Annotated in this window: 23 protein-coding genes and 1 riboswitch; of the genes, 18 read left to right on the top strand and 5 right to left on the bottom strand. The window is 68.1% G+C overall.

Annotation, left to right across the window (positions count from 1 at the left end):
* Window positions 1–81 precede the first annotated feature (81 nt).
* The 4 genes from ABE434_RS08105 (at window position 82) to ABE434_RS08090 (ending at window position 3,714) form a co-directional block, all read left to right on the top strand.
* The gene (locus ABE434_RS08105; RefSeq protein WP_176990191.1) at window positions 82–1,101 is read left to right on the top strand and encodes a ribonucleotide-diphosphate reductase subunit beta; all 1,020 of its coding nucleotides are present in this window, start codon (window positions 82–84) and stop codon (window positions 1,099–1,101) included.
* Window positions 1,102–1,228: 127 nt separating this feature from the next.
* The gene (locus ABE434_RS08100) at window positions 1,229–1,642 is read left to right on the top strand and encodes an acyl-CoA thioesterase (protein ID WP_123731098.1); all 414 of its coding nucleotides are present in this window, start codon (window positions 1,229–1,231) and stop codon (window positions 1,640–1,642) included.
* Window positions 1,643–1,688: 46 nt separating this feature from the next.
* Entirely contained in the window at window positions 1,689–2,507 is an 819-nt protein-coding gene (locus ABE434_RS08095) for an NAD-dependent protein deacetylase (RefSeq protein WP_176990190.1), read from the top strand.
* Between the two features lie 58 nt (window positions 2,508–2,565).
* Window positions 2,566–3,714, top strand: a complete 1,149-nt coding sequence (locus tag ABE434_RS08090) for an NADH:flavin oxidoreductase/NADH oxidase (RefSeq protein ID WP_346478466.1) — start codon at window positions 2,566–2,568, stop codon at window positions 3,712–3,714.
* Between the two features lie 82 nt (window positions 3,715–3,796).
* On the opposite strand, the gene ABE434_RS08085 is transcribed toward ABE434_RS08090, so the two are convergent.
* The gene (locus ABE434_RS08085; protein WP_346478465.1) at window positions 3,797–4,729 is read right to left on the bottom strand and encodes a LysR substrate-binding domain-containing protein; all 933 of its coding nucleotides are present in this window, start codon (window positions 4,727–4,729) and stop codon (window positions 3,797–3,799) included.
* Window positions 4,730–4,953: 224 nt separating this feature from the next.
* Between ABE434_RS08085 and aceE the strand changes: the two genes are divergently transcribed.
* Entirely contained in the window at window positions 4,954–7,626 is a 2,673-nt protein-coding gene (gene aceE, locus ABE434_RS08080; RefSeq protein WP_346478464.1) for a pyruvate dehydrogenase (acetyl-transferring), homodimeric type, read from the top strand.
* Window positions 7,627–7,700: 74 nt separating this feature from the next.
* Window positions 7,701–8,552: a formyltetrahydrofolate deformylase gene (gene purU, locus ABE434_RS08075; RefSeq protein ID WP_346478463.1), complete on the top strand. Its 852-nt coding sequence runs from the start codon at window positions 7,701–7,703 to the stop codon at window positions 8,550–8,552.
* A 91-nt stretch (window positions 8,553–8,643) separates the two neighbouring features.
* On the opposite strand, the gene pncA is transcribed toward purU, so the two are convergent.
* The 3 genes from pncA to metE all read right to left on the bottom strand — a co-directional run bounded on the left by pncA (window position 8,644) and on the right by metE (window position 12,380).
* Window positions 8,644–9,270, bottom strand: coding sequence for a bifunctional nicotinamidase/pyrazinamidase (pncA, locus tag ABE434_RS08070; protein WP_346478462.1), 627 nt, complete (start codon window positions 9,268–9,270; stop codon window positions 8,644–8,646).
* Window positions 9,271–9,322: 52 nt separating this feature from the next.
* Window positions 9,323–10,012 (bottom strand): epoxyqueuosine reductase QueH, encoded by a 690-nt coding sequence (locus ABE434_RS08065; RefSeq protein ID WP_346478461.1) that lies wholly within the window; start codon window positions 10,010–10,012, stop codon window positions 9,323–9,325.
* A 70-nt stretch (window positions 10,013–10,082) separates the two neighbouring features.
* Window positions 10,083–12,380 (bottom strand): 5-methyltetrahydropteroyltriglutamate--homocysteine S-methyltransferase, encoded by a 2,298-nt coding sequence (gene metE / locus ABE434_RS08060; protein ID WP_346478460.1) that lies wholly within the window; start codon window positions 12,378–12,380, stop codon window positions 10,083–10,085.
* Window positions 12,381–12,593: 213 nt separating this feature from the next.
* Window positions 12,594–12,827: riboswitch (cobalamin riboswitch) on the bottom strand.
* A gap of 104 nt (window positions 12,828–12,931) precedes the next feature.
* Here metE and ABE434_RS08055 point away from each other — a divergent pair.
* The 12 genes from ABE434_RS08055 (at window position 12,932) to ABE434_RS08000 (ending at window position 24,507) form a co-directional block, all read left to right on the top strand.
* Window positions 12,932–13,714, top strand: a complete 783-nt coding sequence (locus tag ABE434_RS08055; protein ID WP_346478459.1) for a hypothetical protein — start codon at window positions 12,932–12,934, stop codon at window positions 13,712–13,714.
* Between the two features lie 70 nt (window positions 13,715–13,784).
* Window positions 13,785–14,354 carry a sigma-70 family RNA polymerase sigma factor gene (locus tag ABE434_RS08050; RefSeq protein ID WP_346478458.1) on the top strand — a complete coding sequence of 190 codons (570 nt, stop codon included), beginning with the start codon at window positions 13,785–13,787 and terminating at the stop codon, window positions 14,352–14,354.
* Window positions 14,351–15,136 carry an anti-sigma factor gene (locus tag ABE434_RS08045; RefSeq protein WP_346478457.1) on the top strand — a complete coding sequence of 262 codons (786 nt, stop codon included), beginning with the start codon at window positions 14,351–14,353 and terminating at the stop codon, window positions 15,134–15,136. The genes ABE434_RS08050 and ABE434_RS08045 overlap by 4 nt, the downstream gene beginning before the upstream one ends.
* A gap of 90 nt (window positions 15,137–15,226) precedes the next feature.
* Complete coding sequence (locus ABE434_RS08040; RefSeq protein ID WP_346478456.1) at window positions 15,227–16,186, top strand: acyl-CoA desaturase; 960 nt, start codon at window positions 15,227–15,229, stop codon at window positions 16,184–16,186.
* 1 nt (window position 16,187) lies between these two features.
* Window positions 16,188–17,468 (top strand): FAD-dependent oxidoreductase, encoded by a 1,281-nt coding sequence (locus ABE434_RS08035; RefSeq protein ID WP_346478455.1) that lies wholly within the window; start codon window positions 16,188–16,190, stop codon window positions 17,466–17,468.
* Window positions 17,465–18,232 (top strand): DUF1365 domain-containing protein, encoded by a 768-nt coding sequence (locus ABE434_RS08030; RefSeq protein WP_346478454.1) that lies wholly within the window; start codon window positions 17,465–17,467, stop codon window positions 18,230–18,232. Before ABE434_RS08035 ends, ABE434_RS08030 begins: the two co-directional genes overlap by 4 nt.
* A complete protein-coding gene (locus ABE434_RS08025; RefSeq protein WP_346478453.1) occupies window positions 18,229–19,485 on the top strand; it encodes a cyclopropane-fatty-acyl-phospholipid synthase family protein in 1,257 nt (418 codons plus the stop codon). Before ABE434_RS08030 ends, ABE434_RS08025 begins: the two co-directional genes overlap by 4 nt.
* A 1-nt stretch (window position 19,486) precedes the next feature.
* On the top strand, window positions 19,487–20,044 hold the full coding sequence (locus tag ABE434_RS08020; protein WP_346478452.1) for a DUF2878 domain-containing protein: 558 nt from the start codon (window positions 19,487–19,489) through the stop codon (window positions 20,042–20,044).
* Window positions 20,041–20,838 carry a DUF1295 domain-containing protein gene (locus tag ABE434_RS08015; RefSeq protein WP_346478451.1) on the top strand — a complete coding sequence of 266 codons (798 nt, stop codon included), beginning with the start codon at window positions 20,041–20,043 and terminating at the stop codon, window positions 20,836–20,838. The genes ABE434_RS08020 and ABE434_RS08015 overlap by 4 nt, the downstream gene beginning before the upstream one ends.
* Window positions 20,835–21,908, top strand: a complete 1,074-nt coding sequence (locus tag ABE434_RS08010; RefSeq protein WP_346478450.1) for a class I SAM-dependent methyltransferase — start codon at window positions 20,835–20,837, stop codon at window positions 21,906–21,908. The genes ABE434_RS08015 and ABE434_RS08010 overlap by 4 nt, the downstream gene beginning before the upstream one ends.
* Window positions 21,909–21,936: 28 nt before the next feature.
* Window positions 21,937–22,473 (top strand): lipocalin family protein, encoded by a 537-nt coding sequence (locus tag ABE434_RS08005; RefSeq protein WP_346478449.1) that lies wholly within the window; start codon window positions 21,937–21,939, stop codon window positions 22,471–22,473.
* 144 nt (window positions 22,474–22,617) lie between these two features.
* Complete coding sequence (locus tag ABE434_RS08000; protein ID WP_346478448.1) at window positions 22,618–24,507, top strand: RpoH suppressor; 1,890 nt, start codon at window positions 22,618–22,620, stop codon at window positions 24,505–24,507.
* 66 nt (window positions 24,508–24,573) lie between these two features.
* Here ABE434_RS08000 and ABE434_RS07995 read toward each other — a convergent pair whose 3' ends face one another.
* Complete coding sequence (locus tag ABE434_RS07995) at window positions 24,574–25,971, bottom strand: short-chain fatty acyl-CoA regulator family protein (protein WP_346478447.1); 1,398 nt, start codon at window positions 25,969–25,971, stop codon at window positions 24,574–24,576.
* Window positions 25,972–26,026: the final 55 nt, after the last annotated feature.

Here is a 26,026-nt window from a genome sequence, read left to right as displayed (position 1 = left end):
GGAACACCGGTTCCGCCGGAAAATCACACATTCGGTAGCTACCGACCGTTGGTCGGTAGTCGCCAAGAAGGACGAAACACCATGGCCGACAAGCCGAGTCAAATGCTGCTCGATCCAGGTTTCGAACTGACGTTGCGCCCGATGCGCTACCCGCAGTTCTATGACATGTATCGCAACGCGATCAAGAACACCTGGACGGTCGAGGAAATCAATTTCCAGATCGACATCAGCGACCTGCACGGCAAGATGTCGCCGGGCGAGCGCCACCTGATCCACCGCCTGGTCGCGTTCTTCGCCACCGGCGATTCGATCGTGTCCAACAATCTGGTGCTGAACCTGTATCAGCATCTGAACGCGCCGGAAGCGCGCATGTACCTGTCGCGCCAGCTCTATGAAGAAGCGCTGCACGTGCAGTTCTACCTGACCCTGCTCGACAACTACCTGCCGGATCCGGACGAGCGTGCCAAGGCGTTCGACGCGGTGGAGAACATCGATTCGATCAAGAAGAAGGCGGACTTCTGCTTCAAATGGATCGATTCGATCCAGAACCTGAAGCGCATCGAGACCCGTGACGAGCGTCGCCAGTTCCTGCTCAACCAGATCTGCTTCGCGGCGTGCATCGAGGGCCTGTTCTTCTTCGCGGCCTTCGCGTACGTGTACTACTTCCGTTCGCGCGGCCTGCTTAACGGTCTGGCCTCGGGCACCAACTGGGTGTTCCGCGACGAGAGCGCGCACATGGAGTTCGCGTTCGAGTGCGTGGACGTGATCCGCGAGGAAGAGCCGGACCTGTTCGACGATGCGATGAAGCAGGAGGTCTACGACATGCTGGCCGACGCGATCGAGTGTGAAGTGCAGTTCGCCGAGGACGTGCTGTCGGGCGGCGTGGCGGGCATTTCGACGCGCGACATGCGCCAGTATCTGCAGCATTGCGCGGACAATCATTTCCATCGCCTGGGCATGGAAAAGAAGTACAACGTGCGCAATCCGCTGAGCTTCATGGAGCTGCAGGACGTGCAGGAGCTGACCAACTTCTTCGAGCGTCGTTCCTCGGCCTACCAGGTGGGCGTGAAGGGCGAAGTGTCGTTCGACATGTCGTTCTGATCTGACGCTTACGTCGTGATTCCGAAAAGCCCCGGACATGTTCCGGGGCTTTTTGTTGTGCTCTACGCGACCAACCACCCCCCTGTCGTATCATCCGCGCCACCCCACAACACTCCCGGCCCCCGCCATGACCCCCATCCCTGAGACCATCCCGCCCATCGAAGTCCGCATGGCCGAGATCGTGTTCCCCAACCACACCAATCACATGGGCACCCTGTTCGGTGGCCAGGCGCTGGCGTGGATGGACAAGGCGGCGTTCCTGGCCGCGGCCCGCTACTCGCGCCGCACGGTGGTCACCGCGCGCTCGGACCAGGTCGATTTCAAGCTGCCGATCCGCATCGGCCAGATGGTCGAGACCGTCGGCCGCATCGTGGAGGTCGGGCGCAGCTCGATGAAGGTCGAGGTCGAACTGATCGCCGAGGACCTGCACAACGGCGAGCGCAAGCTCTGCACGCGCGGGCACTTCGTGATGATCGCGCTGGATGCCGACGGCCATCCGACCACCGTTCCGCCGCTGCCGGGCGACATCCCGGGTCCGTGAGCGGCCAGCGATTGCCTCTCCGCGCCTGCGCCCCCATCTGCTGATCATGAGCACCCCCCTCGCCGAGTTCATCGACCGCGCCCAGCGCCTGTTCGTGCTGACGGGCGCCGGCTGCAGCACCGATTCGGGCATCCCGGATTACCGCGATGCCGATGGGCAGTGGAAGCGCAGCCCGCCGGTCACCTACCAGGCCTTCATGGGCGAGCTTGCCACGCGCCAGCGCTACTGGGCGCGCAGCCTGCTGGGCTGGCCCCGGTTCGGCTGGGCCCAGCCGAACGGCACGCATGCCGCGCTCGCCGCGCTGGAAGCCCGTGGCCAGGTCGAGCTGCTGCTCACCCAGAATGTCGACCGCCTGCACCAGCGGGCGGGCAGCGAGGCGGTGATCGACCTGCATGGGCGGCTCGATCAGGTGCGCTGCATGGGCTGTGAAGCCCGCACCCCGCGCGAGGCGTTCCAGCACCGGCTGCTGGCGCTCAACCCCGGCTGGGAGCACCTTGAAGCCGGGCAGGCGCCTGACGGCGATGCCGATCTGGAGATGGATTTCTCCGCCTTCCAGGTGCCGGCGTGCCCGCTGTGTGGCGGCGTGCTGAAGCCGGACGTGGTGTTCTTCGGCGAAAGCGTGCCGCGCGAGCGGGTCGCCACCGTCCACGCGCATCTCCAGCAGGCCGATGCGGTGCTGGTGGTCGGCTCCTCGCTGATGGTCTATTCCGGCTTCCGCTTCGTGCAGGCCGCGGCCCAGGCCGGGCTGCCGATCGCCGCGCTCAACCGCGGCCTTACCCGCGCGGACGCGCTGTTGAGCCTGAAGGTCGACCAATCCTGCGCCGACGCGCTGGCCTTCCTGCTGCCAGGAACCGCCGCCGCCTGAGCCGCTACGAAACACTGATCCATTGGCACGGTTGCCTCCGCCGCCGCACAGGAGTGCAATGGCGCCCGGTTCCATTTCCTCTTCCCGAGTTCCCCCCTTGAGCCAGCTCTTCTCCTCCATCCCCTTCGGCCCGCTGACCCTGCCCAACCGCATCGTGATCGCGCCGATGTGCCAGTACTCCTGCGTCGACGGCCTTGCCAACGACTGGCACCGCATCCATCTCGGGCAGCTGTCGCAGTCCGGCGCCGGCCTGCTGATCCTGGAAGCCACCGCCGTGCTGCCGGAAGGCCGCATCAGCTGGGCCGACCTGGGCCTGTGGGATGACGCCACCGAAGCCGCGCTGGCCTCGGTCGTGGCCTCGGTCAAGCAGTGGTCGCCGATGCCGCTGGGCGTGCAGCTGGGGCATGCCGGCCGCAAGGCCTCGGTCAACAAGCCGTGGGAAGGCGGCGGCGCGATGGACCCGTCCGATCCGCGCGCCTGGCCCACGGTCGCGCCGTCCGCGCTGCCGTTCGCCAAGACCGATCCGACGCCGACCGAACTGGATCTGGCCGGTATCGATGCGGTGGTCGAAGCCTTCGCGGCTGCGGCCCGTCGCGCCGAACGCGTCGGCATGGACCTGATCGAACTGCACGCCGCGCACGGCTACCTGCTGCACCAGTTCCTGTCGCCGCTGAGCAACCGCCGCGAGGATGCGTACGGTGGCTCGCTGGAAAACCGCATGCGCCTGCTGGTGCGCGTGTTTGATGCCGTGCGCGAGGCCGTCTCCGATCGCATCGCGGTCGGTGTGCGCATCTCCGCCAGCGACTGGGTGGCCGGCGGCTGGGATATCGAACAGACCACGACCCTGGCGCACGTGCTGGATGCGCGCGGCTGCCAGTTCCTGCACGTCTCCAGCGGTGGCAACGACCCGCGCCAGCAGATCCCGCTGTCGCCGGGCTACCAGGTGCCGTTCGCGCAGGCGATCAAGGCGCACAAGCTGCGCATGCCGGTCATCGCGGTGGGCCTGATCACCGAGCCGTCGCAGGCCGAATCGATCCTGCGCCACGGCCATGCCGATGCGATCGCGCTGGCCCGCGGCATCCTCTACGACCCGCGCTGGCCGTGGCATGCCGCCGCGGCACTGGGCGATTCGGTCGCCCCGGCCCCGCAGTACCTGCGCTGCGAACCGCGCGAAGCGCGCGGTGTGTTCATCGCGCCGGAACGCTGACACGCTGACGGTAGTGCCGGCCGCTGGCCGGCCTCCCGACTGGCGCCTGCACTCAGCCGGCATCCACCCGCCACGCCTGCACTCAGCCGACATCCACCCGCCACGCCGGCGGCAGCCCCTCGATGATGTGCTGCATCAGCGCCCGCACCTTGGGCGTCAGATCACGGCGATCGCTGACGCACAGGAACAACCGCATCGGCTCCGGTGAGGCCTGGGTGCTCGCCGCATCGCCGGGTTCGAACAGCGCCTGCAGCTCGCCGCGCGCGAGATAGGGCGCGGCCACGAACGCTGCCAGCCGGGTGATGCCGCCGCCGGCCACCGCCATCGCGGCCAGCGCATCGATGTCGTCGCTGACCAGCGCCGGGGTCACCTCGGCATCGAATCGCATGCCATCGCGCACGAAGCCCCACGGCAGGTAACGCCCGTCCAGCGGGTAGCGCAACAGCAGGCAACGATGCTCGCGCAGCGCCTCCGGCGTCAGCGGGATGCCGGCTCGCGCGAGGTACGAGGGCGCCGCGCAGAACACGAACGGCACCTGCGCGATCGGCCGCGCCACCAGGCCTTCCTCCAGCTGCGGCTCGATCCGGATGCTGACGTCCACGTCTTCGTGCGCGTGGTCCACGCTGCGGTCGGTGAGCAGCAGTTCGATCGCCAGGCGCCGGAACCGGGCCTGCAGCGCGGGCAGCAACGGCGCCAGCGCGTGCCGGCCGAACGCGGTGCTGCTGGCGATCCGCAGCCGGCCTTCGGGCGTGGCATCAAGGTCGGTCACGGCGGCCTGGGCGCGCTGCAGGTCGCGCTCGATATGGCGCACCTGGGCCAGGTACAGCGCGCCGCGTTCGGTCAGGGCCAGCGTGCGCGTGGTGCGGTTGAGCAGGCGCACGCCCAGATGGGCTTCCAGGCGGGCGATGTTCTGCCCGACCGCCGCCGGGCTGACCCCCAGCGTGCGCGCGGCCGCGGCCAGGCTGCCGGCATCGGCGGTCCGGATGAAACTGCGGATTGACTGGAGAATGTTCATGCTGGCCGCCATTCTCGCGCTCCATTGGAAAGAATTTCTTTATAAAGCGCCAAGCCCATCCGGTCTACCCGCCCCGGCGGCGGCTGCTTATCGTGCCTGTCCCGCAACCGCCAGGTTGCCCGCTCGCCCGGCTCTGTTGCCCGGGCGACGCCGCTTCCGCGCTGTGCCGCCCCCGCTGCCGTCGCGTCCTGCGCACGGCCTGGCCGCCTTCCCCGGAGATGCACATGAACCCAGCGCTCGCCCCCCTCGATACCGACCCGCAGGAAACCCAGGAATGGCGTGAGTCGCTGGAGGCGGTCATCCACGCCGCCGGCCGCCCGCGCGCGCATTACCTGATGGACCAGCTGAGCGAGCTGGACACGGCCCGCCACGGCGACCTGCATGGCCGCGTCTGGACGGCCTACACCAACACCATTCCGGTCGAACGCCAACCGGCCTATCCGGGCGACCTCGGCATCGAGCGCCGCCTCAACGCGATGATCCGCTGGAACGCGATGGTGATGGTGCTGCGCGCCGGCAAGCACTCCAACGTGGGTGGCCACATCGCCACCTACCAGTCCGCGGCGGTGCTGTACGACGTCGGCTTCGATCACTTCTTCCGTGGCCGCACCGATACCTTCGATGGCGACATGATCTACATCCAGGGCCACTCGGCGCCCGGCATCTACGGCCGCGCGTTCGTCGAAGGCCGCATCGCGCCCGAACGCATGGACAACTTCCGCCGCGAATCCGACCGCGACGGACTGTCCTCGTACCCGCACCCGCGCCTGATGCCGGACTTCTGGCAGTTCCCCACGGTTTCGATGGGGCTGGGCCCGCTCACCGCCGCCTACCAGGCGCGTTACATGCGCTACCTGGAATACCGCGGGCTGAAGGAGCACCAGGGCCGCAAGGTCTGGGCCTTCCTTGGCGATGGTGAAATGGACCAGCCCGAATCGCTGGCCGCCATTTCCGTGGCCGGCCGCGAGCGCCTGGACAACCTGGTGTTCGTGGTGAACTGCAATCTGCAGCGGCTCGACGGCCCGGTGCGCGGCAACGCCAAGGTGATCCAGGAACTGGAAGGCACCTTCCGCGCCGCCGGCTGGAACGTCATCAAGGTGATCTGGGGCGGCGGCTGGGATGCGCTGCTCGCCAAGGACAGCACCGGCCTGCTGCGCCAACGCATGATGGAATGCGTGGATGGCGACTACCAGACCTTCAAGTCGCAGAACGGTGCCTACGTGCGCGAGCATTTCTTCGGCAAGTATCCCGAACTGCTGGCGCTGGTCGCGGACCTGAGCGATGACGACATCTGGGCACTCGCCCGCGGCGGCCACGATCCGCAGAAGGTGTACGCCGCCTACGCGCAGGCCGTCGCCGGCAATGGTCGGCCAAGCGTGATCCTGGCCAAGACGGTGAAAGGCTTCGGCATGGGCGAGGCCGGTGAAGGGCAGAACATCAACCACCAGCTCAAAAAAATGAGCGCCGATGCCGTGCGCGCGTTCCGCGATCGGTTTGATCTGCCGGTCAGCGACGACCAGCTGGAGGACATGCCGTACCTGCGTCCCGCGCCGGGCAGTGCCGAAGAGCGCTATTTCGCACAGCGTCGCCAGGCCCAGGGCGGCCAGCTGCCGGCGCGCGTCACCCATGTCGATCCGTTGCCGGTGCCGGCGCTGTCGGCGTTTGCCACCCAGCTGCAGGGCAGTGGCGAGCGTGGCCAGTCCACCACGATGGGCTTCGTGCGCATCCTCACCACCCTGCTCAAGGACCCCGAGCTGGGCAAGCTGATCATTCCGATCGTGCCCGATGAATCGCGCACGTTCGGCATGGAAGGGCTGTTCCGCCAGATCGGCATCCACTCCTACCTCGGGCAGCTGTACACGCCGCAGGACGCCGGCCAGCTGAGCTATTACAAGGAGGCCAAGGACGGCCAGATCCTGCAGGAAGGCATCAACGAGTCCGGTGCGATCTGCTCGTGGATCGCCGCCGGTACCGCCTACAGCAACCACGGCCTGGCCACGATTCCGTTCTACATCTTCTATTCGATGTTCGGCCTGCAGCGCGTCGGCGACCTGGCCTGGGCCGCTGCGGATGCGCGCACCCGTGGCTTCCTGCTCGGTGCCACCTCCGGCCGCACCACGCTGATGGGCGAGGGCCTGCAGCACGACGACGGCCACAGCCACGTGCTGTCCTCGGTGATCCCCAGCTGTGTGTCCTACGACCCGACCTACAACTTCGAACTGGCGGTGATCATCCAGGACGGCCTGCGCCGGATGTACGTGGACCAGGAAGACATCTACTACTACATCACCGTGCTCAACGAGGCCTATCCGCACCCGGCACTGCCGGAAGGCAGCGAAGCCGGCATCCTCAAGGGCCTGTACCTGCTGCACCCGGCTGTCGCCGACAGTGACCCGGCGCTGCGCGTGCAGCTGATGGGCAGCGGCGCGATCCTGCGCGAAGTGGAAGCCGCCGCCACCCTGCTGCAGCAGGATTTCGGCATCGCCAGCGATGTGTGGAGCGCCACCAGCCTCACCGAACTGCGCCGTGATGGCCTGGCGGCGGAGCGCTGGAACCTGCTGCACCCCGTGGAGGAGCCGCGGGTGCCGTATGTGCAGCAATGCCTGGCCGCGCACCCGGGCCCGGTGATCGTGGCCACCGACTACATGAAGATCGTCGGCGACCAGATCCGCCCCTTCATCGACGGCCGCCGCTTTACCGCGTTGGGCACCGACGGCTTCGGCCGCTCGGACACGCGCGAGTCATTGCGCACCTTCTTTGAAGTGGACCGCCACTTCATCGTGCTCGCCGCGCTCAAGTCGCTGGCCGACGAGGGTCGGATCGAACGGGCCCAGCTGCAGGTGGCGATCGACCGCTATGGCATCGATGTGGAGAAGGTGGATCCGGCGTCGGTGTAGCCGTTGGGCCACCGCCCTTGGTTGCATCTGAGAGCATCGTCCGCAGGCTGGCGGTGCTCGCTTACACTGGTCGGATGCGCCCCGATTCCATCCTCACCCTGTCATGCCCGGACCGTACCGGGATCGTCTACCGTGTGTCCGGCCTGCTGTTCGAGCTGGGCTGCAACATCCTCGATGCCCAGCAGTTTGGCGACGACGAGAGCGGCCGGTTCTTCCTGCGCGTGCATTTCGACCGTGCCGCCGCGCAGTCGCTGGGTGACGTGGAAGCGCGCATGGCCACGCTGGCCGCCGAGTTCGGGATGGACTGGCAGCTGCATGATGCCCGCCGCCGTGCGCGCCTGCTGGTGCTGGTGAGCAAGCAGGGGCATTGCCTCAACGACCTGCTGTTCCGCGCGCACAGCCGGCAGCTGCAGGTGGACATCGCGGCGGTGGCCTCCAATCACGAGGACTTCGCCGCCCTGGCCGGCTCCTACGGCGTGCCGTTCCATCACCTGCCGGTCAACGCCGACAACCGTGCCGTGCAGGAGCAGCAGATCATCGACCTGGTCGAACGCGAGCAGATCGACCTGGTGGTGCTGGCGCGCTACATGCAGATTCTGTCGCCGCGCCTGTGCGAGGCCCTGGCCGGGCGCGCGATCAACATCCATCACAGCTTCCTGCCCAGCTTCAAAGGCGCGCAGCCGTACCACCAGGCGCACGCGCGCGGGGTCAAGATCATCGGCGCGACCGCGCACTACGTGACCCCGGATCTCGACGAAGGCCCGATCATCGAGCAGGACGTCGCACGCGTGGACCATGCGATGACGCCGCGCGACCTGGTGCGGCTGGGCAGCGATACCGAATCGCAGGTATTGGCCCGCGCGGTACGCCGGCATGTGGAGCATCGCATCCTGCGCAACGGGCATCGCACCGTCGTGTTCCGCTGACCGGTAGGTACCCACCTTGGGTGGGTACTACGCTCCGGTAGGTACCGACCGTTGGTCGGTACGCTTTCTGGCCGGCGCCCGGGTTCGCCCGTCAGGCAACCGCGATCTTCGCCTTCGCCAACGCCTCACGCACCATGCCGTCATTGGCCTCGGTGACAGGCCGGGTCAGGTCCCAATGGAATTTGACCCGGAACCCGGATTTCACCGCGTCCTGGGCGCTCCACAGCACGCAGTAATCGCGCGCCAGGCCGCACACATGCACCTCGCGGATGCCGCGCTCATGCAGCCAGCCCGCCAGTCCGGTGGCCGGGCGGGTGCCGTCGGGGCCATGGTTCTCACGGAAGGCGCTGTAGGAGTCGACCTCGCGCCGGGTGCCCTTGCGCAGGATCAGGTCGGCCACGCTCCAGTCCACGCCCGGGTGCAATGCAGCGCCCGGGCTGCCCTGCACGCAGTGGTCCGGCCAGAGGGTCTGCGGCTGCGCGTGCAGCAGGATCGCCTCGAACGGCAGGTGTCCCGGGTGCTGGCTCGCGAACGAGGCATGGTCGGCCGGATGCCAGTCCTGGGTCGCCACCACGGTGCGGTAATGGCGCTCGGCGAGCACCGCAGCGATGCCCGGCACGATCGCATCGCCGTCCACGCAGGCCAGCGCGCCACCGGGCATGAAGTCCGGTTGCAGGTCGATCACGACCAGGGCGACATCGGCGGGGTAACGGCTCATGGCGGCTTCACGACGGTGGGGGCGCCCAGTCTAGCCGACGCCCCCGCAACGGTCAGTCGGCGTCGCCCTGCCGGGAGGTGCCATCGCCGTAATACAGCACCCCCAACTTGATCCGCTCGCGCCCGGTCTCGCGGCGGTGGCGGTTGGCGTCGCGCAGCGAGTACACGCAGCCGCAGTATTCCTGCTGGTAGAACTGCTCGCGCTTGCTGATCTCCACCATCCGCGCGGCACCGCCGCCCTTGCGCCAGTTGTAATCCCAGTACTGGATGCCCGGGTAGTGCGCGGCGGCGCGGTGGCCGCAGTCGTTGATCTGGTTCATGTCCTTCCAGCGCGAGATGCCCAGCGAGCTGCTGATCACCTGGAAGCCGTGTTCGTGCGCGTACAACGCGGTGCGCACGAAGCGCATGTCGAAGCACATCGTGCAGCGGATGCCGCGCTCGGGCTCGTTCTCCATGCCGCGGGCACGCGAGAACCAGGTGTCGGTGTCGTAGTCGGCGTCGACGAATGGCACGCCATGCTTTTCGGCGAAGCGGATGTTCTCCTGCTTGCGCAGTTCGTATTCCTTCACCGGGTGGATGTTGGGGTTGTAGAAGAAGATCGTGTAGTCGATACCGGAGGCGGTGATCGCTTCCATCACTTCGCCCGAGCACGGTGCACAGCACGAATGCAGCAGCAGCCTGGTGTGCCCATCGGGCAGGGACAGGGTGGGACGGTCGATCGGTGTCAGCTGGGGCGTGTTCATGGGTTTCTCGTCGACCCCACCGCCGGCAACGGCGGCGATGGGGTCCTTGGGGCAGTCTACAAAGGGCAGATCAGGCGGCGTTGGCGTCTGCGGTTTCCTCGCGCAGCTCGCGCGCAGCGGCCACCAGTGCTTCCAGCGCGGCACGGGTTTCCGGCCAGCCACGGGTCTTCAGGCCGCAATCCGGGTTGACCCAGATCTGCTCGGGACGCAGCACCTCGGCGGCCTTGCGCAGCAGCGCCAGCATCTCGGCCTTGTCCGGCACGCGCGGGGAGTGGATGTCGTACACGCCCGGGCCGATCTCGTTGGGGTACTGGAAGCGCACGAAGGCATCCAGCAGTTCCATGCGCGAGCGCGAGGTCTCGATCGAGATCACGTCCGCGTCCATCGCGGCCACCGAGTGGATGATGTCGTTGAACTCGGAATAGCACATGTGGGTGTGGATCTGGGTCGCATCGCGCACGCCGCTGGCACTGATCCGGAAGGCTTCGACCGCCCAGTCCAGGTAGTCGCGCCACTGCGCGCGGCGCAGCGGCAGCCCTTCGCGGATCGCCGGCTCGTCGATCTGGATCACGCCGATGCCGGCCGCTTCCAGATCGGTCACTTCATCGCGCAGGGCCAGCGCGATCTGGCGGCAGGTATCCGCGCGGGACTGGTCATCGCGCACGAACGACCACTGCAGCACCGTCACCGGGCCGGTCAGCATGCCCTTCATCGGCCGCTGGGTGAGCGACTGCGCGTACTGCGACCAGCGCACCGTCATCGGCTGCGGGCGGGTCACATCGCCGAAGATCACCGGCGGCTTCACGCAACGCGAGCCGTAGCTCTGCACCCAGCCGTTCCTGGTGAAGGCGAAACCATCCAACTGCTCGCCGAAGTACTCGACCATGTCGTTGCGCTCGAACTCGCCGTGCACCAGCACGTCCAGCCCGATCTGTTCCTGCACGCGGACGCAGTGCTCGGTCTGGGTCGCCAGGAAGGCATCGTAGTCGGCATCGGAGAGCTTGCCGGACTTGTTGCGGGCGCGCGCCTCACGCACCTCCAGCGTCTGCGGGAACGAGCCGATCGTGGTGGTCGGGAAGCGCGGCAGCTTGAGCGCGGCGGCCTGGGCCAGGTGACGCTGCGGGTAGCGGCTGTGGCGCTGGGCATCGGCCGGGGTCAGCGCGGCCAGCCGCGCGCTGACGGCCGGGTTGTGCACGCGCGGCGAGCGGCGACGGGATTCGATGCACGCACGCGAGTGCGCCAGCGGCGCCTCGGCGCGTGCCGGCGCATCGATCGCGTCGGCCAGCACGCGCAGCTCGCCGAGCTTCTGCCGGGAGAATGCCAGCCAGCTGCGCAGTTCGTCGTCCAGCTTCTTTTCGTGGTCCAGATCGACCGGGCTGTGCAGCAGCGAACACGAGGGCGCCAGCCACAGCGCATCGCTGCCCACATGGCCGTGCGCGTAGCGCGCCAGCACCAGCGCGTTGTCCAGGTGGGTGCGCCAGATGTTGCGGCCGTTGACCAGCCCGGCCGACAGCACGCGACCGGCCGGCAGCGCCTTGATCACCGCATCCAGCTGTTCCGGCGCGCGGACCAGATCCACATGCAGGCCATCGACCGGCAGCGACGCGGCGAGATCGAGGTTGTCCTCCAGCGCACCAAAGTAGGTAGCGACCAGTACCTTCGGGCGGGCGGCCTGGGCCAGCACCGCATAGGCGTGCTCGAACGCGGCCCGCGTGGCCTCGTCCAGGTCCTGCACCAGCAGCGGCTCATCCAGCTGCACCCACGAAGCGCCGGCGGCCTTGAGCTCGCCCAGCAGCTGCACGTACACCGGCAGCAGCGCATCGAGCAGGTCCAGCGCGTTGCTGCCATCGGTGGTCTTGGACAGCCGCAGGAAGGTCACCGGCCCGATCAGCACCGGGCGGGTCTCGATCCCCAGCGCCTTGGCCTGGCGGTACTCGGCCAGCGGCTTGTCGCCGCGCACCGTGAAGGTCTGGCCGGCATGCAGTTCGGGCACCAGGTAGTGGTAGTTGGTGTCGAACCACTTGGTCATTTCCAGCGCATGCAGGTCGATGCCATCGCGCTGCAGGCCCCGCGCCATCGCGAAGTAGCCGCTCAGCGGTTCGGCATCGGCGAGCGCGCGGTAGCGGGCCGGGATCGCATCGAACAGGAAGGCGGCATCGAGCACCTGGTCATACAGGCTGAAATCGTTGCTCGGCGGCACATCCACGCCGGCCTCGCGCTGCAGCTGCCAGTGGCGTTCACGCAGTTCGGCCGCAGTGTCCTGCAGCGACGCGGCGCTGCTCTCGCCGGACCAGAAAGCTTCGAGCGCGCGCTTGAGTTCGCGCTTGGCGCCGATGCGCGGAAAACCCAGGGTGGTAACAGTGGTCATTGGAACGTGTCCTCATTGCGTAGGGGCATTGAGGAACGAAGGAACCGCGCGCCGTCCGGGGCTTTGCAGCCCGTTCCGCCCCGCCAGCGACCTTCGCCCCCGCGGGCGAACCGGATGCCGTGAAGCGGACGCACGGGGGCAGCGCCATGCAGGCGGCATGGCGGCAGGCCCCGGCAACCTCCCCGCGGACGTTCCAGGTCGAATCGGAGGACGGTCGTGTCCTCCGGCCGGGGCCGGTATTCGGGCTGATGGACACGGGCGCGGACGCCCACCTAGTACCTGCCGCTTCCCAGGCGCGAAGGCCCAGTGCTGTTGGCAGGAGTCGTTTCCATTCACCGCTGCGGGGCAGCTCCGGAATGGGCGCACGAGGCGCCTTCACCGGATTCCCGTTTAAATCCATCCCTTCATCTGCATGAAGCGATGGATACCTTCGGCGAGCACAAGGTAGGCCGAAGGCGAGCGATGGTCAAGTCGTCTGCGCGATTGACCCCACTGCATCCAAACCGCAGCCAACTGCGTATCTCCCTGCAAGCCCGCCTGTTTGGACCCCCATGCACCAGCCGATGCCCTGCCTGATCCTGCTGATGTCGGCCTTCGCCGTCCCCGTGAGTGCCGCCGACCAGACCGTGCAGCGCCAGGAAGGGCGCGCGTACGCAACCGCCGATGGGCGCCTGCTCTACCGCGAGACGCACTGGCTGCAGGGACCGACTAGCGCACAGTCGCGATTGGTGCTGTACCGCTGCAGCGATGGCCGTCCGTTCGCGCGCAAATGGATGACGCCGCAGGGCAACCCGCAGACACCGGACTTCACGCTCGACGATGGCCGCGATGGGTATCAGGAAGGGGTGCGTGGGACGTCCGATGCACGCCAGGTATCGGTCCGCGCGAGCGCCCAGGCGCCCACCTTCAGCCGGGCGATCGCGATCCCCTCGGGGGCCGTGGTCGATGCCGGCTTCGATGCCGCGGTGCGCCGTCATTGGGCTGCGCTGCAGGCCGGACAGAGCGTGGCGTTCCAGTTCCTCCTGCCCAGTCGCCAGCGTCTGGTGCCGCTGAAGCTGCAGCGTACCGGCGCGGTCACCTGGCAGGGCCAGCCGGCCGAGCAGCTGCAGATGAAGCTCGATGCCTGGTTCGGCTTCGCCGTGCCCGCGGTGACCTTGATCTATGCCACCGCGGACCAGCGCCTGCTGCAGTTCACCGGCACCGGCAACGTCCGCGATGACAAGGGCAGGTACCCGGAAGTGCGGGTCGAGTTTCCTGCTGCCCCCGTTGCAACGCCCGCCGCCGAGCTCACCGCTGCCCGCACGCAGCCGCTGGTGAAGACATGCGGTGCCTGAGCGCCCCCTTGCAGACAGCGCCGGGAGCAAGGAGGATGCCGATACGCCCGTTATCGACATTGAGCCTGCAATGCCCGAGCTGGACGCCGCCGCCGCCGCCGCATCACACCGTCTGGACGAGTTGCTCGTCCGGGTCGCCGGAGGCGATCGCCAGGCGTTCGAATCGGTCTATCAGCTTGCCTCCGGCCGCCTGTTCGCGATCTGCCTGCAGGTGCTGCGCGACCGCGGCGATGCCGAAGAGGTGCTGCAGGAGGTCTTCACCACGGTCTGGCACAAGGCGGCACAGTTCGACCGTGCCAAGGCCGCGGCCATGACCTGGCTGTCGATGATGGCCCGCAACCGCTCGATCGACCGCCTGCGCGCCGCGCCGCCGCGCGCGCTGGATGATCTGTCGGTCGCCGAGGAAGTGCCCGATTTCGCGCCGCAGCCCGCCCAGGTGGCCGAACAGGCATCCGATCACGAGCGCCTGCAAGACTGCCTGGACACGCTGGAGCCGCGCCGTCGCTCGCTGATCCGGCTGGCCTTCCTCGATGGCGCCAGCTATGAAGAACTCGCGCGCCGCATCGGCTCGCCGCTGGGCTCGGTCAAGAGCTGGATCCGCCGGGGCCTGGGCCAACTGCGGGTGTGCCTGGAACAATGAACATCCGCGACCGCCACGATCTGCATGACGACGGCGAACCGCCGAGCGCCGACATCCTCGCCGGCGAGTACGTGCTGGGGGTGCTCGACGCTGCCCGGCGCGCCGAGGTTGAGCGCCGCATCGCCAGCGATCCCGGCTTCGGCCGGCTGGTGACGCAGTGGGAAAACCGCCTCGCGCCGATGCTGGAGTCGCTCGGAAGCGAACCCGTGCCCGCGCACCTGTGGCCGCGTATCCGGACCTCGCTGGGCTGGCCTTCCGCAGCCACGGCCTCGCCGCGGCTGTGGCAGCGCACCGGGTTCTGGCAGGGCATGACCGCGCTGGCCGCCGCATTGGCGCTGGTGGCAGTGTTCAGCCGCCGCGAACTGGAGCCTGCCGCTCCGGTGTCCACCCCGGTGGCGGTCACGCCGAGCACCCCGACGGCCCCGGCCGAACCGGAGCAGGCGACCAAGCCGGTCACCCCGCTGCTGCACGACGATGGCACGCCGGGCTGGCTGGCCTCGGTCGACACGACCCAGGGCAAGGTGCTGATGGTGCCCGTCCCGGCACCGGCAGACGCGGCCGGTCGCGCGCCGGAGCTGTGGCTGATCCCGGCCGGTGGCGCGCCGCGTTCGCTGGGCCTGGTCTCGATCAACCGTGCCCACACCGTCGCCGTGCCCGACACCCTGCGTGATGCACTTGTGAACGGCTCGGTGCTGGCGATCACGCTGGAGCCCTCCACCGGCGCGCCGCAGGGCATTCCGACCGGCCCGATCATCGCCAAGGGCGATATCGCGAACCTGTAACCGCACCGGTCCGGACTATTTTTCCGGATCCGTGCATCCAAACCGCGCCCGCTCCCGTATCTCCTGATAACGCCTCAGGAGAAGCGAGTCATGTCGGTCAGCCCCACCCCCGACGCAGGACGCACCGCACAGCCACGCCGCTGGGCAACGCTGCTGCGCTGGTTCGACACCAGCACCGATGCGGCGGCCGCGACCGGCCAGCCACAGCGCGTGGACTGGGTGCGGGCGATCCCGTTCGCCGCGATGCACCTGGCCTGCCTGGCGGTGATCTGGGTGGGTGTCTCCTGGGTGGCGGTCGGCGTGGCGGTCGCCCTGTACGCGGTGCGCATGTTCGCGATCACCGCCTTCTACCACCGCTACTTCTCGCACCGTACCTTCCGCACCTCGCGCGCCGTGCAGTTCCTCTTCGCGCTGATCGGCGCCTCCAGCGTGCAGCGCGGCCCGTTGTGGTGGGCCGCGCATCACCGCAACCATCATCGCCATACCGATACGGCAGCCGATCCGCATTCGCCCTCGGTACATGGCTTCTGGTGGAGCCACATGGGCTGGTTCCTCACGGTCGAGGGCTTCCGTACCGACTGGTCGCGCATCCCCGACCTGGCCAAGTACCCGGAACTACGCTGGCTGGACCGCTTCGACACGCTGGTGCCTATCTCATTGGCCGCCGTGCTGTTCGGCCTGGGCGCCCTGCTGGAGCGCATCGCGCCGTCGTGGGGCACCACCGGTGGGCAGATGCTGGTGTGGGGGTTCTTCATCTCCACCGTCGTGCTGTTCCACGCGACGGTGACGATCAACTCACTCGCGCACCGCTTCGGCCGCCAGCGTTTCAACACCGGTGACGACAGCCGCAACAACCTGTGGCTCGCCCTGTTGACCTTCGGCGAAGGCTGGCACAACAACCATCACTTCTTCCCGGGGACCGCGCGCCAGGGCTTCTACTGGTGGGAAGTGGATGTCACCTGGTATGGCCTGCGGGCGATGGCCGCGCTCGGGCTGGTGCGTGACCTCAAACCCGTGCCGGCCTGGGTGCTGGCCAAGGCGGAGCACTGACATGCGTATCGCCGTGATCGGATCGGGCATCGCCGGCCTCGCCAGTGCGTGGTGGTTGAGCCAGCGGCACGAAGTGACGCTGTTCGAGGCCAATGACTACCTCGGTGGCCATACCCACACGCATGAGGTGGAGATCGATGGCCGCACGCAGGCGGTGGATACCGGCTTCATCGTGTTCAACCCCGCGCACTATCCGTTGCTGACCGGCCTGTTCGAGGAACTGGGCGTGGCCTCGCAGCCGACCACGATGAGCTTCTCGGTGCACAGCGAACGCAGCGGGCTGGAGTACAACGCCACCTCGCTGGACACGCTGTTCTGCCAGCGCCGCAATCTGGTGTCACCGCGCTTCTGGGGCATGCTGCGCGACCTGCGCCGTTTCTACCGCGAGGCGCCGGCGCTGCTCGAGCGCGACGATGAGGGCCCCTCGCTGGGCGAATTCCTGGACAAGGGCCGTTACGGCCGCACCTTCATCGACGAACACCTGCTGCCGATGGCCTCGGCGCTGTGGTCGTCGCCGACGGCCAGCCTGGCCGCGTTCCCGGCGCGCTACCTCGTGCAGTTCATGGCCAATCACCAGATGCTGCAGATGACCGGGCGCGCACCGTGGCGCGTGGTGCAGGGCGGCTCGGCGCGGTATGTCGACGCGCTGCGCCGTAGCTGGCAGGTGCGTGAGCGCCTGGAGTGCCCGGTATTCGGCGTGGAGCGCCACGAGCATGGCGTGCGCGTGCACAGCGCTGCCGGCCTGGAAGGCTTCGACCAGCTGGTGCTGGCCTGCCACAGCGACCAGGCACTGGCCCTGCTGTCCGATGCCGATCTCACCGAACGCGCGGTGCTGGGCGCGATCCGCTACCAGCCCAACGACGTCGTCCTGCACACCGATGCCAGCCTGTTGCCGCGTGACCGCAAGGCGTGGGCCGCATGGAATGCGCACGTGCCGCGCGATCCCCTCGCGCCGTGCACGGTGAGCTACTGCATGAACCTGCTGCAGGGCATCGACACGCCGACGCCGTTGGTGGTCACCCTCAACCGCAGCGCTGCGATCGATCCGGCCACCGTGCTGCGTCGCCTGCAGTACGCCCATCCCGTGCACGACCACGCGATGGTGCGGGCGCAGCAGCGCTGGACGGAGATCCAGGGCCACCGTCGGACCTGGTTCGCCGGTGCGTACTGGGGCTGGGGCTTCCACGAGGATGGCATCCGTAGTGCACGGCGCGTGGTCGACGCGTTACAGGCGCTGGATGCGGAGTCGTACTGGCCGCTGGCCGAGGCGCTGCCGGCATGAACGCCAGTGCGATCTACCGCGGCTGGATGCGCCATCGGCGGCACGCGCCGCACGCGCACGCATTCCGCTACCCGATCGCGCAGCTGCTGCTGGACCTGGACGAACTGCCGCGCCTGTTCGAGCGGCGCTGGCTGTGGTCGGTCGGCCGCCGCAACGTGGTCGAGTTCCGCCGCAGCGACTATCTCGGCGCGCCCGATCAGCCGCTGGCCGATGCCGTGCGTGCACGCATCACCGAGGCATTGGGCCGCGCGCCCGCCGGGCCGATCCGCCTGCTGACGCATCCGCGTTATGCCGGCCATGTCTTCAATCCGGTGAGCTTCTACTACTGCTACGCCGCCGATGGCAGCACGCTGGACAGCATCGTCGCGGAGATCACCAACACGCCGTGGAAGGAGCGCCACGCCTACGTGCTGCCGGTGGCGCAGGCCGATGCCCAGGGCCGCGCGCTGTGCTGGTCCTTCGACAAGCAGTTCCATGTCTCGCCCTTCATGCCGATGGACTGCGAGTACCGCTGGCGCTTCACCGCGCCGGGCGACGACCTGCACGTGCACATGCAGGTCTGGCGCGAGGGCGCATGCCAGTTCGATGCCGACCTGGTCATGCGGCGCCATCCGCTCACCGGTCGTGGCCTGGCCGGCGTGCTGCTGCGCTACCCGCTGATGACCCTCAAGGTCGTTGCCGCGATCCACTGGCAGGCGCTGCGCCTGTGGCTGAAGCGCACCCCCGTCCACGACCATCCTTCTCTTGCCGGAAAATCCCCATGAACGACATGACCCGTGCGGTGGCCGTGCCGCAACCGTCCGCCCTCGAAGGGTTCCTGCGCGCACGCCTGTTGGCGCAGCTGGCGCCGCTGCGCGGCGGGCATCTGCGGCTGCGCGACGCCGTGGGTGATGTGGTGATCGGCGATCCGGACGCCACGCCCCAGGTGACGGTCTGGGTGGACGACCCCGGCTTCTACCGCGCGGTCGCCGCGCAGGGCAGTGTCGGTGCGGGCGAGGCCTACATCCGCGGTGACTGGCGCTGCGATGACCTGGTCGCGCTGGTGCAGCTGCTGGTCCGCAACCGCGATCTGCTCGATGGCATGGAGCGCGGCCCGGCCCGCCTGGGCGGCTGGCTGCTGAAAGGCTGGAACCGGCTGCGCCGCAACACGCGCGAAGGCAGCCGCCGCAACATCGCCGCGCACTACGACCTGGGCAATCCATTCTTCTCGCTGTTCCTGTCCCCGGACCTGATGTACTCCTCGGCGCTGTATGCCAGCCCGGACGACACGCTGGAGGCGGCGTCCGAGCGCAAGCTGGCGCGCATCTGCGAGCAGCTGCAGCTGACCGCCGCCGACCGCGTGGTCGAGATCGGCACCGGCTGGGGCGGCTTCGCGCTGTACGCGGCGCGCCATATCGGTTGCCACGTCACCACCACCACCATCTCGGTCGAGCAGTACACGCTGGCAAAGCAGCGGGTCGAGGCGGCCGGCCTGCAGGACAAGGTGACCCTGCTGCTCAAGGATTACCGCGATCTGGACGGTCAGTACGACAAGCTGGTGTCCATCGAGATGATCGAGGCGATCGGCGCGCAGTACCTGGACACCTACTTCGCCACGCTGACCCGCCTGCTCAAGGATGACGGTCTGGCGCTGCTGCAGGCCATCACCATCGAAGACCAGCGTTACCAGCAGGCGCGGCGCAGCGTGGACTACATCAAGCGCTTCGTGTTCCCCGGCAGCTTCATCCCCTCGATCAACGCGATCGTCGCGGCCAAGACCCGCAGCAGCGACCTGCAGCTGATCGGCCAGCATGACTTCGGGCCGTCCTATGCACTCACGCTCCGCGCGTGGCGCCAGCGTTTCCTGGCCCAGCTGCCCGCAGTGCGCGCGCAGGGCTTCGATGCACGCTTCATCCGCCTGTGGGAGTTCTATCTCGCGTACTGCGAAGGTGGCTTCCTGGAGCGCTCCATCGGCGTCTCGCACCTGCTGATGGCGCGTCCGGGCTACCGGCCCGCGCTGATCGCCGGGGAGGGCTGAGGTGCCCCGTTTCTGGGCCAACGTGATCGGCAACCAGCTGGTCTGGCTGTGCGCCGTGATCGGCGCTGGTCATGGGCTGCGCTGGCCCGCGCTGGTGGCGGCGGCGTTGTATGTGGGCAGCCAGTTGGCGTTGTCGGCACAACCGTCGGTCGAACTCAAACTTATGCTGGTGGCGATCGGCTGCGGCGTGATCGTTGACGGGTTGGCCGCCGCTTCCGGGTGGGTGATTTACGCGGCCGGCAGTGATCCCGCGTGGGTCGCCCCGGTCTGGATCCTCGCGCTGTGGGCCGCGTTCGCGATGACGCTCACGGTGTCATTCGCGGTGCTGCAGCGGCATCTGGTCATGGCGGCACTGGTCGGCCTGCTGCTGGCGCCGCTGGCGTATCTGTCCGCCGCGCGCGGCTGGTCGTCGGTGGTGTTCGCCGCACCGCAATGGCACGGCGTGCTGCTGCTCGGCCTCGGCTGGGCGATCGCGCTGCCGGTGCTTGCCGCGTGCGCCCGTCATTGGCAGCGCCACGCCGCACCGATGCGCCCACTCGTTCCGGGAGAGACACGATGAAAATGCTGTGGTGGGTGTGGCTGTACGCCGCCGTGATCATGACCTGGGGCTGGTGGTGGCAGCGCCGGCACCAGAACATCGGTGTGGTGGATGTGCTCTGGGCCAAGGGCGTCGGCGCGTCGGCCCTGCTGCTGGCACTGTTGGGCGATGGCGCGGCGATGCCGCGGATCGCGCTGGCGGTGCTGGGCGGCCTGTGGGGCTCACGCCTGGCACTGCACCTGTGGCACCGCGTGCGCAGCGAGCCCGAGGATGGCCGCTACCAGCACCTGCGCAGGCACTGGAACGGCCACCAGGGAAAGATCTTCGGCTTCTTCCAGTTCCAGGCGCTGTTGATCGTGCTGTTCGCGCTGCCGTTCGTGGCGGTGTCGGTGAATCCGGCACCCCAGGGCTGGGGCTGGCTGATTGCGGCCATCGCGATGTGGCTGCTGAGCGTGGGCGGCGAATCGCTGGCGGACCGTCAGCTGGCGCGCTTCCGTGCCGATCCGGCCAACAAGGGCAAGACCTGCCGTGAGGGGCTGTGGCGCTACTCGCGGCATCCCAACTATTTCTTCGAGTGGCTGCACTGGTTCACCTATGTGCTGCTCGCCGTGCACTCGCCGCTGTGGTGGCTGGCCTGGTCCGGGCCACTGGTGATGTACGTGTTCCTGCGCTGGGTCAGTGGGATTCCCTTCACCGAGGCGCAGGCGCTGCGTTCGCGTGGCGAGGATTACCGCGAGTACCAGCGCACCACGCCGATGCTGTTTCCGTGGTTCCCCTCCCGTTCGTCGTCTGCCCGCAAGGAATCTTCCCCATGAATGTCGCCAGTGACCGTCTTCCGCTGCCGGACTACGCACCGGGCCTGACCGGCCTGGCCGAACGCGGGCTGCTGCCCGATGCCCTGCTGCGGTTGGGCATCCGCCGCCAGTGCGAGCAGCGCCTGCGCGAAGAGCTCGCCGGCGGCCAGCAGGTGCAGTCGCAGCGCTTTGCCGCGCGCATCGCCGGGCTGGCCAGCAGCGCGGTGGCGCTGCACGTGGATGCCGCCAATCGCCAGCACTACGAGGTGCCGGCCGAGTTCTTCCACCGTTGCCTGGGCAAGCGCCTGAAGTACAGCAGCTGCTACTACGCCACCGGCACGGAAACGCTGGACGAAGCTGAAGAGGCGATGCTGGCGCTGTACGGCGAGCGCGCACAGCTGGCCGATGGGCAGCACATCCTGGAGCTGGGCTGCGGCTGGGGGTCGCTGACACTGTGGATGGCCGAGCGCTACCCGAACGCGCAGATCACCGCGGTATCCAATTCCAACAGCCAGCGCGAGTACATCCTGGGCCAGTGCCGCGCGCGTGGCCTGATCAACGTCACCGTGCTGACCCGTGACGTGAACCATCTGATGCTGGATGCGGAGACCTTCGATCGCTGCGTGTCGATCGAGATGTTCGAGCACATGCGCAACTACCCGCAGCTGCTGCAGCGCATCCACCGCTGGCTGCGCCCGGAGGGCAAGCTGTTCGTGCACATCTTCGTGCACCGCACGCTGATGTACCCGTTCGAGACCGAGGGCGATGACAACTGGATGGGCCGCCACTTCTTCACCGGTGGCCTGATGCCGGCCGCCGATACCCTGCTGTTCTTCCAGCAGCACCTGCAGCTGCAGCAGCGCTGGCTGCTCGATGGCACCCACTACGAGCGCACCGCCAACCACTGGCTGGCCAACCAGGACCGCGAGAAAGAGGCGGTGATGGCCGTGCTGCGCCAGACCTACGGCGATGCCTCGGCCGCGCTGTGGCACCAGCGCTGGCGGATGTTCTGGATGGCCTGCGCGGAGCTGTTCGGCTATCAGCAGGGCCAGCAGTGGCAGGTGGCCCATTACCTGTTCAACCGTCCGTGATCACCCCACGTTCCTGGAGGAAGCCGTCATGTCGATCCGCGCTCTCATCCCCCTGCTGGCCGTCGGCATGATGCTCGGCGGCTGCAGTGGCAACACCCGTCCGATCCCGCCCGTGGCCCACGTGGACGTGCCGCGCTTCATGGGCGACTGGTATGTGATCGCGCATATCCCCAGTCGCCCCGAGCGCGAAGCGTTCGATGCGGTGGAGTCCTATGCGTTGCGTCCGGACGGTCGCATCCAGACCACCTTCCGCTACCGCAAGGGCAGCTTCCAGGCCCCGATCAAGACCATGCACCCGATCGGGACGGTCAAGGAGGGCACCGGCGGCGCCGTCTGGGGCATGCAGTTCATCTGGCCGATCCAGGCCGAGTACGTGATCGTGGATCTCGATTCCGACTACAGGCAGACCATCGTCGGGCGCAGCAAACGCGATTACATGTGGCTGATGGCGCGCACGCCGACCATCTCCGATGCGGACTACCAGGCGGCCATGACCCGCATCGCCGCGCTCGGCTACGACCTGTCCCAGGTAAGGCGCGTACCGCAGTCCGGCAAGGCCGAATAAGCCGTTCCGTGCCGCGCTTCTCAGGCCTTGAGAAGCGCGCGGGCGATACTGTCGCCATCGACCTCGCCGGTCCCTGCATCGTTGCGGGAACAGGCGGGGAGGGTGCGCGGATCGGCCGCGCACCGGCGGACAGAGGACGGCAACGTGGCGGACAAGTACTGCGATCTGGTCATGAAGGGCGGCATCACCAGCGGCATCGTGTATCCCAATGCGGTGCTGTCGCTGGCCCGTGAGTACCGTTTCAAGAGCATCGGCGGCACCTCGGCCGGGGCCATTGCCGCCGCCGTGGCAGCGGCCGCCGCACTGGGCGATCGGCGCCGCCAGGCCGGTGAGCCGGTCGCTGCGGCGGTAGGCTTTCCCGGGCTGGCCGAGGTCTCGGCGCAGCTGTCGCGACAGGGTTTCATCCACAGCCTGTTCCAGCCGGCGTACGGCGCGCGTACCGCGTATCGCCTGCTGGTGATGCTGACCGGCAAGGCCGGCCTGCTGCGCAAGGTCGCCTGCCTGCTCGCGGCAGTGTTCGCGATCGCACCCGTGGAGCTGCTGGTTGCGCTCGCCGGGCTGCTCGGGATCGGCTACCTGGCCGGTGGCATCGAGGGCATCTGGGCCACGCTGCTGCCCTCGCTGCTGTGCGCGTATGGCGCCGGCGTGCTGGCCTCGGCGCTGCGCGTCGCGCGGGTGGCACGGCGCAACCTGCTCGGCCTGTGCAATGGCAGTACGCAGCCCGATGCGTCCGCACCGGCCCTGACCGATTGGCTGCACGCACGGCTGCAGGCACTGGCCGGCAAGCCGGACGACCAGCCATTGACCTTCGGCGATCTGCACGCGGCGCCGCGCTATCCCGGTGAGCCGGGCGGCGCGCACGCGATCACCCTGCAGATGATCACCACCTGTATCTCGCACAGCGAGCCGCGCACGCTGCCGTTCAATGCCGCGCATTTCTGGTTCCTGCGCGAGGAGTTCGCGCAGTTGTTCCCGGCGAGCGTGGTCGACTGGCTGGTGGCGCGTGCAGGCATGCCGGAGAACGTCGATGGGCGCGACTACTACCGCCTGGTCGATGGCGAGGAACTGCCGGTGCTGGTCGCCACGCGCATGAGCCTGAGCTTCCCGCTGCTGATCAGCGCGGTGCCGCTGCACGAGCCGGCGCGCCGCGAGCGTCGCTGCGAGCCGGTCGCGGATGCCGAGCCACGGCGCGACAACACCAACGTGGCCGACAGCATGGAAGGGCTCACCAGTGGCGGCCAGAGCTGTGGCCCGGTGATCGCGGCCTTCCGCGTCTGCTGGTTCTCCGATGGTGGGATCAGCAGCAATTTCCCGATCCACCTGTTCGACGCCGCGCTGCCGCGCTGGCCGACGTTCGGCATCAATCTGGTGTATCCGCGCCACGCCGAGGCGGTCAGCGTGCTGGCTCATGGCGACCCGCATGCGCGTGCGGAGCAGGCGGTGTTCCTGCCGACCGAGAACCGCCATGGCTGGCAACGCACCTACCATTCCATCGCGCAGCCGCTGGCGGCGGCGGAGATGTCCGGCTTCCTGTTCTCGATCGTGTCGACCATGCAGAACTGGCGCGATGTGCTCCAGGCCCGCGCGCCGGGCTACCGCGACCGCATCGTGCATGTCGCGCTGGAGGGCGACGAGGGCGGCATGAACCTGGACATGCCGCAGGCCGTGCTCAGCCGCATCGCCGACAAGGGCAGCATCGCCGGCGAACGCTTCTGCGATTTCTCCTTTGCCAACCACTACTGGATCCGCTGGCGCAATCTGGCCTCGGCCTACCAGCGCTACACGCTGGATGTGGCGCGCACCGATGATCCCGCACAACGGGTGGCGGCGTACGAAGCGGCGTATCAAAGTGTGGCCACCGGCACGCCGGTGCCGCCGTCCTACCGCTTGAGCTCGGAAGACAAACGCCGCGAGTCGCAGCAGCTGTGGCGGCACATGGTGGAGCAGGGCCAGACCTGGGAAGACCTCGGGCCGGACCTCACGGATGGCGCACCGCGACCGCTGCCGCAGATGAAGGTGACGCCGATCTACTAGATCGGTGTCCTCCAAACCGGCAGGTGCCGGCCGTTGGCCGGCACGATCCAACCGCACCGGGCCGTATCAGCCCCGTGCCGGCAGCTGCGGGAATGCGCGCTGCATGCAGTCCTCGCGTGGGCATACCCGGCAGCCTGGGCCGATCGACACCGAGTTGCCCGGGCTCTGGATGTCCAGCCCGCGCGTGTAGATCAGCCGCTCGGCATGCTGCAGATCACAGCCCAGTGCCACCGCGAAGGTCTTGCGTGGCTGGCCATGCCCGATCGGGCCGCTGCTCACCTGCCGCGCCAACCAGAAATGGCGGCGCCCGTCGGGCATGCGTGCGGTCTGGGTCAGCACCCGCCCTGGCTGGTTGAAGGCCTCGTACACGATCCACAGCGGGCAGGAGCCGCCCACCTGGGAGAAGTGGAAGTCGGTCGCCGAATGCCGCTTGGAGACATTGCCGGCGCGGTCCACGCGGATGAAGAAGAACGGCAGCCCCGGCGCGCTGCGTCGAGCCAGCGTGCTCAGCCGATGGCAGACCGCCTCGAAGCCCACGCCAAAGCGATGTGCGAGCGCATCGATGTCGTACGCGCTGTGCTCGGCGGCGCGCAGGAACTGTGCATACGGCATCACCAGCGCACCGGCGAAATAGTTGGACATGCCGATCCGCGCCTGCGCGATCTGCTCGGCTTCACCGAACCCCGCGCGGGCAATCACCGCATTGATCTGCGCCGCATACCCGAGCAGGGCCAGCTCGGCCGCCATCTGGAACGCCTGCTGACCCGGCTCCAGGTAGTCGGGCAGCCACAAGGTGCGGCTGCCGCCGTCGTAGACGCGCTTCTCGCGTCCGGCCTGCAGCGGTCCGACCTCCACCAGCACGCCGTGGCGGTCGGCCAGCAGCTGGCGCAGGCGCGGCGCGACATGCCCCGCCACCAGCCCCCATTCGCCGAACAACTGCTCGGCCAGGTCATCCAGCTCGGGGATGTGGTTGTGCATGCGGTTGAAGAAGTCACGCACCTGGTCGCCGGCGGGCAGCGCCTGCCCGGCATGCACATCGCCCAGCTGGAACTCCAGCGCGGCGGCATGCTCGCGCAGCATCAGGTGGCGGCGGTGCAGGTCGAGCAGGGCACGGCTGATCTGCGGCAGGTTGCCCGCCATCGCGCGCAGTTCGGTGCTGCTGACATCGGCCAGGCCCAGGTCGCGCAGGGTCTCGCCCAGCGATTCCTGCAGCGCACCGGGGTCATCGACCTCGAACAGGTCGCTGACATCACCCAGCACCTCGCGCAGCTTGCCCTGTACCGCCGGGGTCAGTGGCCGCTTGTTGCGCTCGATCTGGTTCAGGTAGCTGGCCGACAGCCCCAGAGCCTTGGCCAGCGCGAGCTGGCTGTAGCCCCGCTGCTCGCGCAGCTTGAGCAGGCGCAGGCCGATCTGACGTTGGACGGGCTGGCTATTCACAGAATTCACAAGAATCGTAGCGGGCATTGGCCAGATTAAGCGCATACAGCCCGGAAATCGAGGATAGCACTGTGAATAATGC

It is taken from the genome of Stenotrophomonas sp. TWI1183 (assembly GCF_039673115.1).
In the GTDB taxonomy this organism is placed as follows: domain Bacteria; phylum Pseudomonadota; class Gammaproteobacteria; order Xanthomonadales; family Xanthomonadaceae; genus Stenotrophomonas; species Stenotrophomonas maltophilia_AA.
This window is presented reverse-complemented; position numbering and strand designations above follow the sequence as displayed.

What these genes read in the sequence shown, in the direction of transcription:
- ABE434_RS08015 (WP_346478451.1), top strand. Translation starts at nt 20,041, where the DNA reads ATGAAAATGCTGTGGTGGGTGTGGCTGTACGCCGCCGTGATCATGACC.
- ABE434_RS08095 (WP_176990190.1), top strand. Translation starts at nt 1,689, where the DNA reads ATGAGCACCCCCCTCGCCGAGTTCATCGACCGCGCCCAGCGCCTGTTC.
- ABE434_RS08040 (WP_346478456.1), top strand. Translation starts at nt 15,227, where the DNA reads ATGTCGGTCAGCCCCACCCCCGACGCAGGACGCACCGCACAGCCACGC.
- ABE434_RS07995 (WP_346478447.1), bottom strand. Translation starts at nt 25,971, where the DNA reads ATGCCCGCTACGATTCTTGTGAATTCTGTGAATAGCCAGCCCGTCCAA.
- ABE434_RS08065 (WP_346478461.1), bottom strand. Translation starts at nt 10,012, where the DNA reads ATGAACACGCCCCAGCTGACACCGATCGACCGTCCCACCCTGTCCCTG.
- ABE434_RS08105 (WP_176990191.1), top strand. Translation starts at nt 82, where the DNA reads ATGGCCGACAAGCCGAGTCAAATGCTGCTCGATCCAGGTTTCGAACTG.
- ABE434_RS08100 (WP_123731098.1), top strand. Translation starts at nt 1,229, where the DNA reads ATGACCCCCATCCCTGAGACCATCCCGCCCATCGAAGTCCGCATGGCC.
- ABE434_RS08055 (WP_346478459.1), top strand. Translation starts at nt 12,932, where the DNA reads ATGCACCAGCCGATGCCCTGCCTGATCCTGCTGATGTCGGCCTTCGCC.
- ABE434_RS08035 (WP_346478455.1), top strand. Translation starts at nt 16,188, where the DNA reads ATGCGTATCGCCGTGATCGGATCGGGCATCGCCGGCCTCGCCAGTGCG.
- metE (WP_346478460.1), bottom strand. Translation starts at nt 12,380, where the DNA reads ATGACCACTGTTACCACCCTGGGTTTTCCGCGCATCGGCGCCAAGCGC.
- purU (WP_346478463.1), top strand. Translation starts at nt 7,701, where the DNA reads ATGCGCCCCGATTCCATCCTCACCCTGTCATGCCCGGACCGTACCGGG.
- ABE434_RS08005 (WP_346478449.1), top strand. Translation starts at nt 21,937, where the DNA reads ATGTCGATCCGCGCTCTCATCCCCCTGCTGGCCGTCGGCATGATGCTC.
- pncA (WP_346478462.1), bottom strand. Translation starts at nt 9,270, where the DNA reads ATGAGCCGTTACCCCGCCGATGTCGCCCTGGTCGTGATCGACCTGCAA.
- ABE434_RS08090 (WP_346478466.1), top strand. Translation starts at nt 2,566, where the DNA reads ATGGCGCCCGGTTCCATTTCCTCTTCCCGAGTTCCCCCCTTGAGCCAG.
- ABE434_RS08030 (WP_346478454.1), top strand. Translation starts at nt 17,465, where the DNA reads ATGAACGCCAGTGCGATCTACCGCGGCTGGATGCGCCATCGGCGGCAC.
- ABE434_RS08050 (WP_346478458.1), top strand. Translation starts at nt 13,785, where the DNA reads ATGCCCGAGCTGGACGCCGCCGCCGCCGCCGCATCACACCGTCTGGAC.
- ABE434_RS08010 (WP_346478450.1), top strand. Translation starts at nt 20,835, where the DNA reads ATGAATGTCGCCAGTGACCGTCTTCCGCTGCCGGACTACGCACCGGGC.
- ABE434_RS08045 (WP_346478457.1), top strand. Translation starts at nt 14,351, where the DNA reads ATGAACATCCGCGACCGCCACGATCTGCATGACGACGGCGAACCGCCG.
- ABE434_RS08085 (WP_346478465.1), bottom strand. Translation starts at nt 4,729, where the DNA reads ATGAACATTCTCCAGTCAATCCGCAGTTTCATCCGGACCGCCGATGCC.
- aceE (WP_346478464.1), top strand. Translation starts at nt 4,954, where the DNA reads ATGAACCCAGCGCTCGCCCCCCTCGATACCGACCCGCAGGAAACCCAG.
- ABE434_RS08025 (WP_346478453.1), top strand. Translation starts at nt 18,229, where the DNA reads ATGAACGACATGACCCGTGCGGTGGCCGTGCCGCAACCGTCCGCCCTC.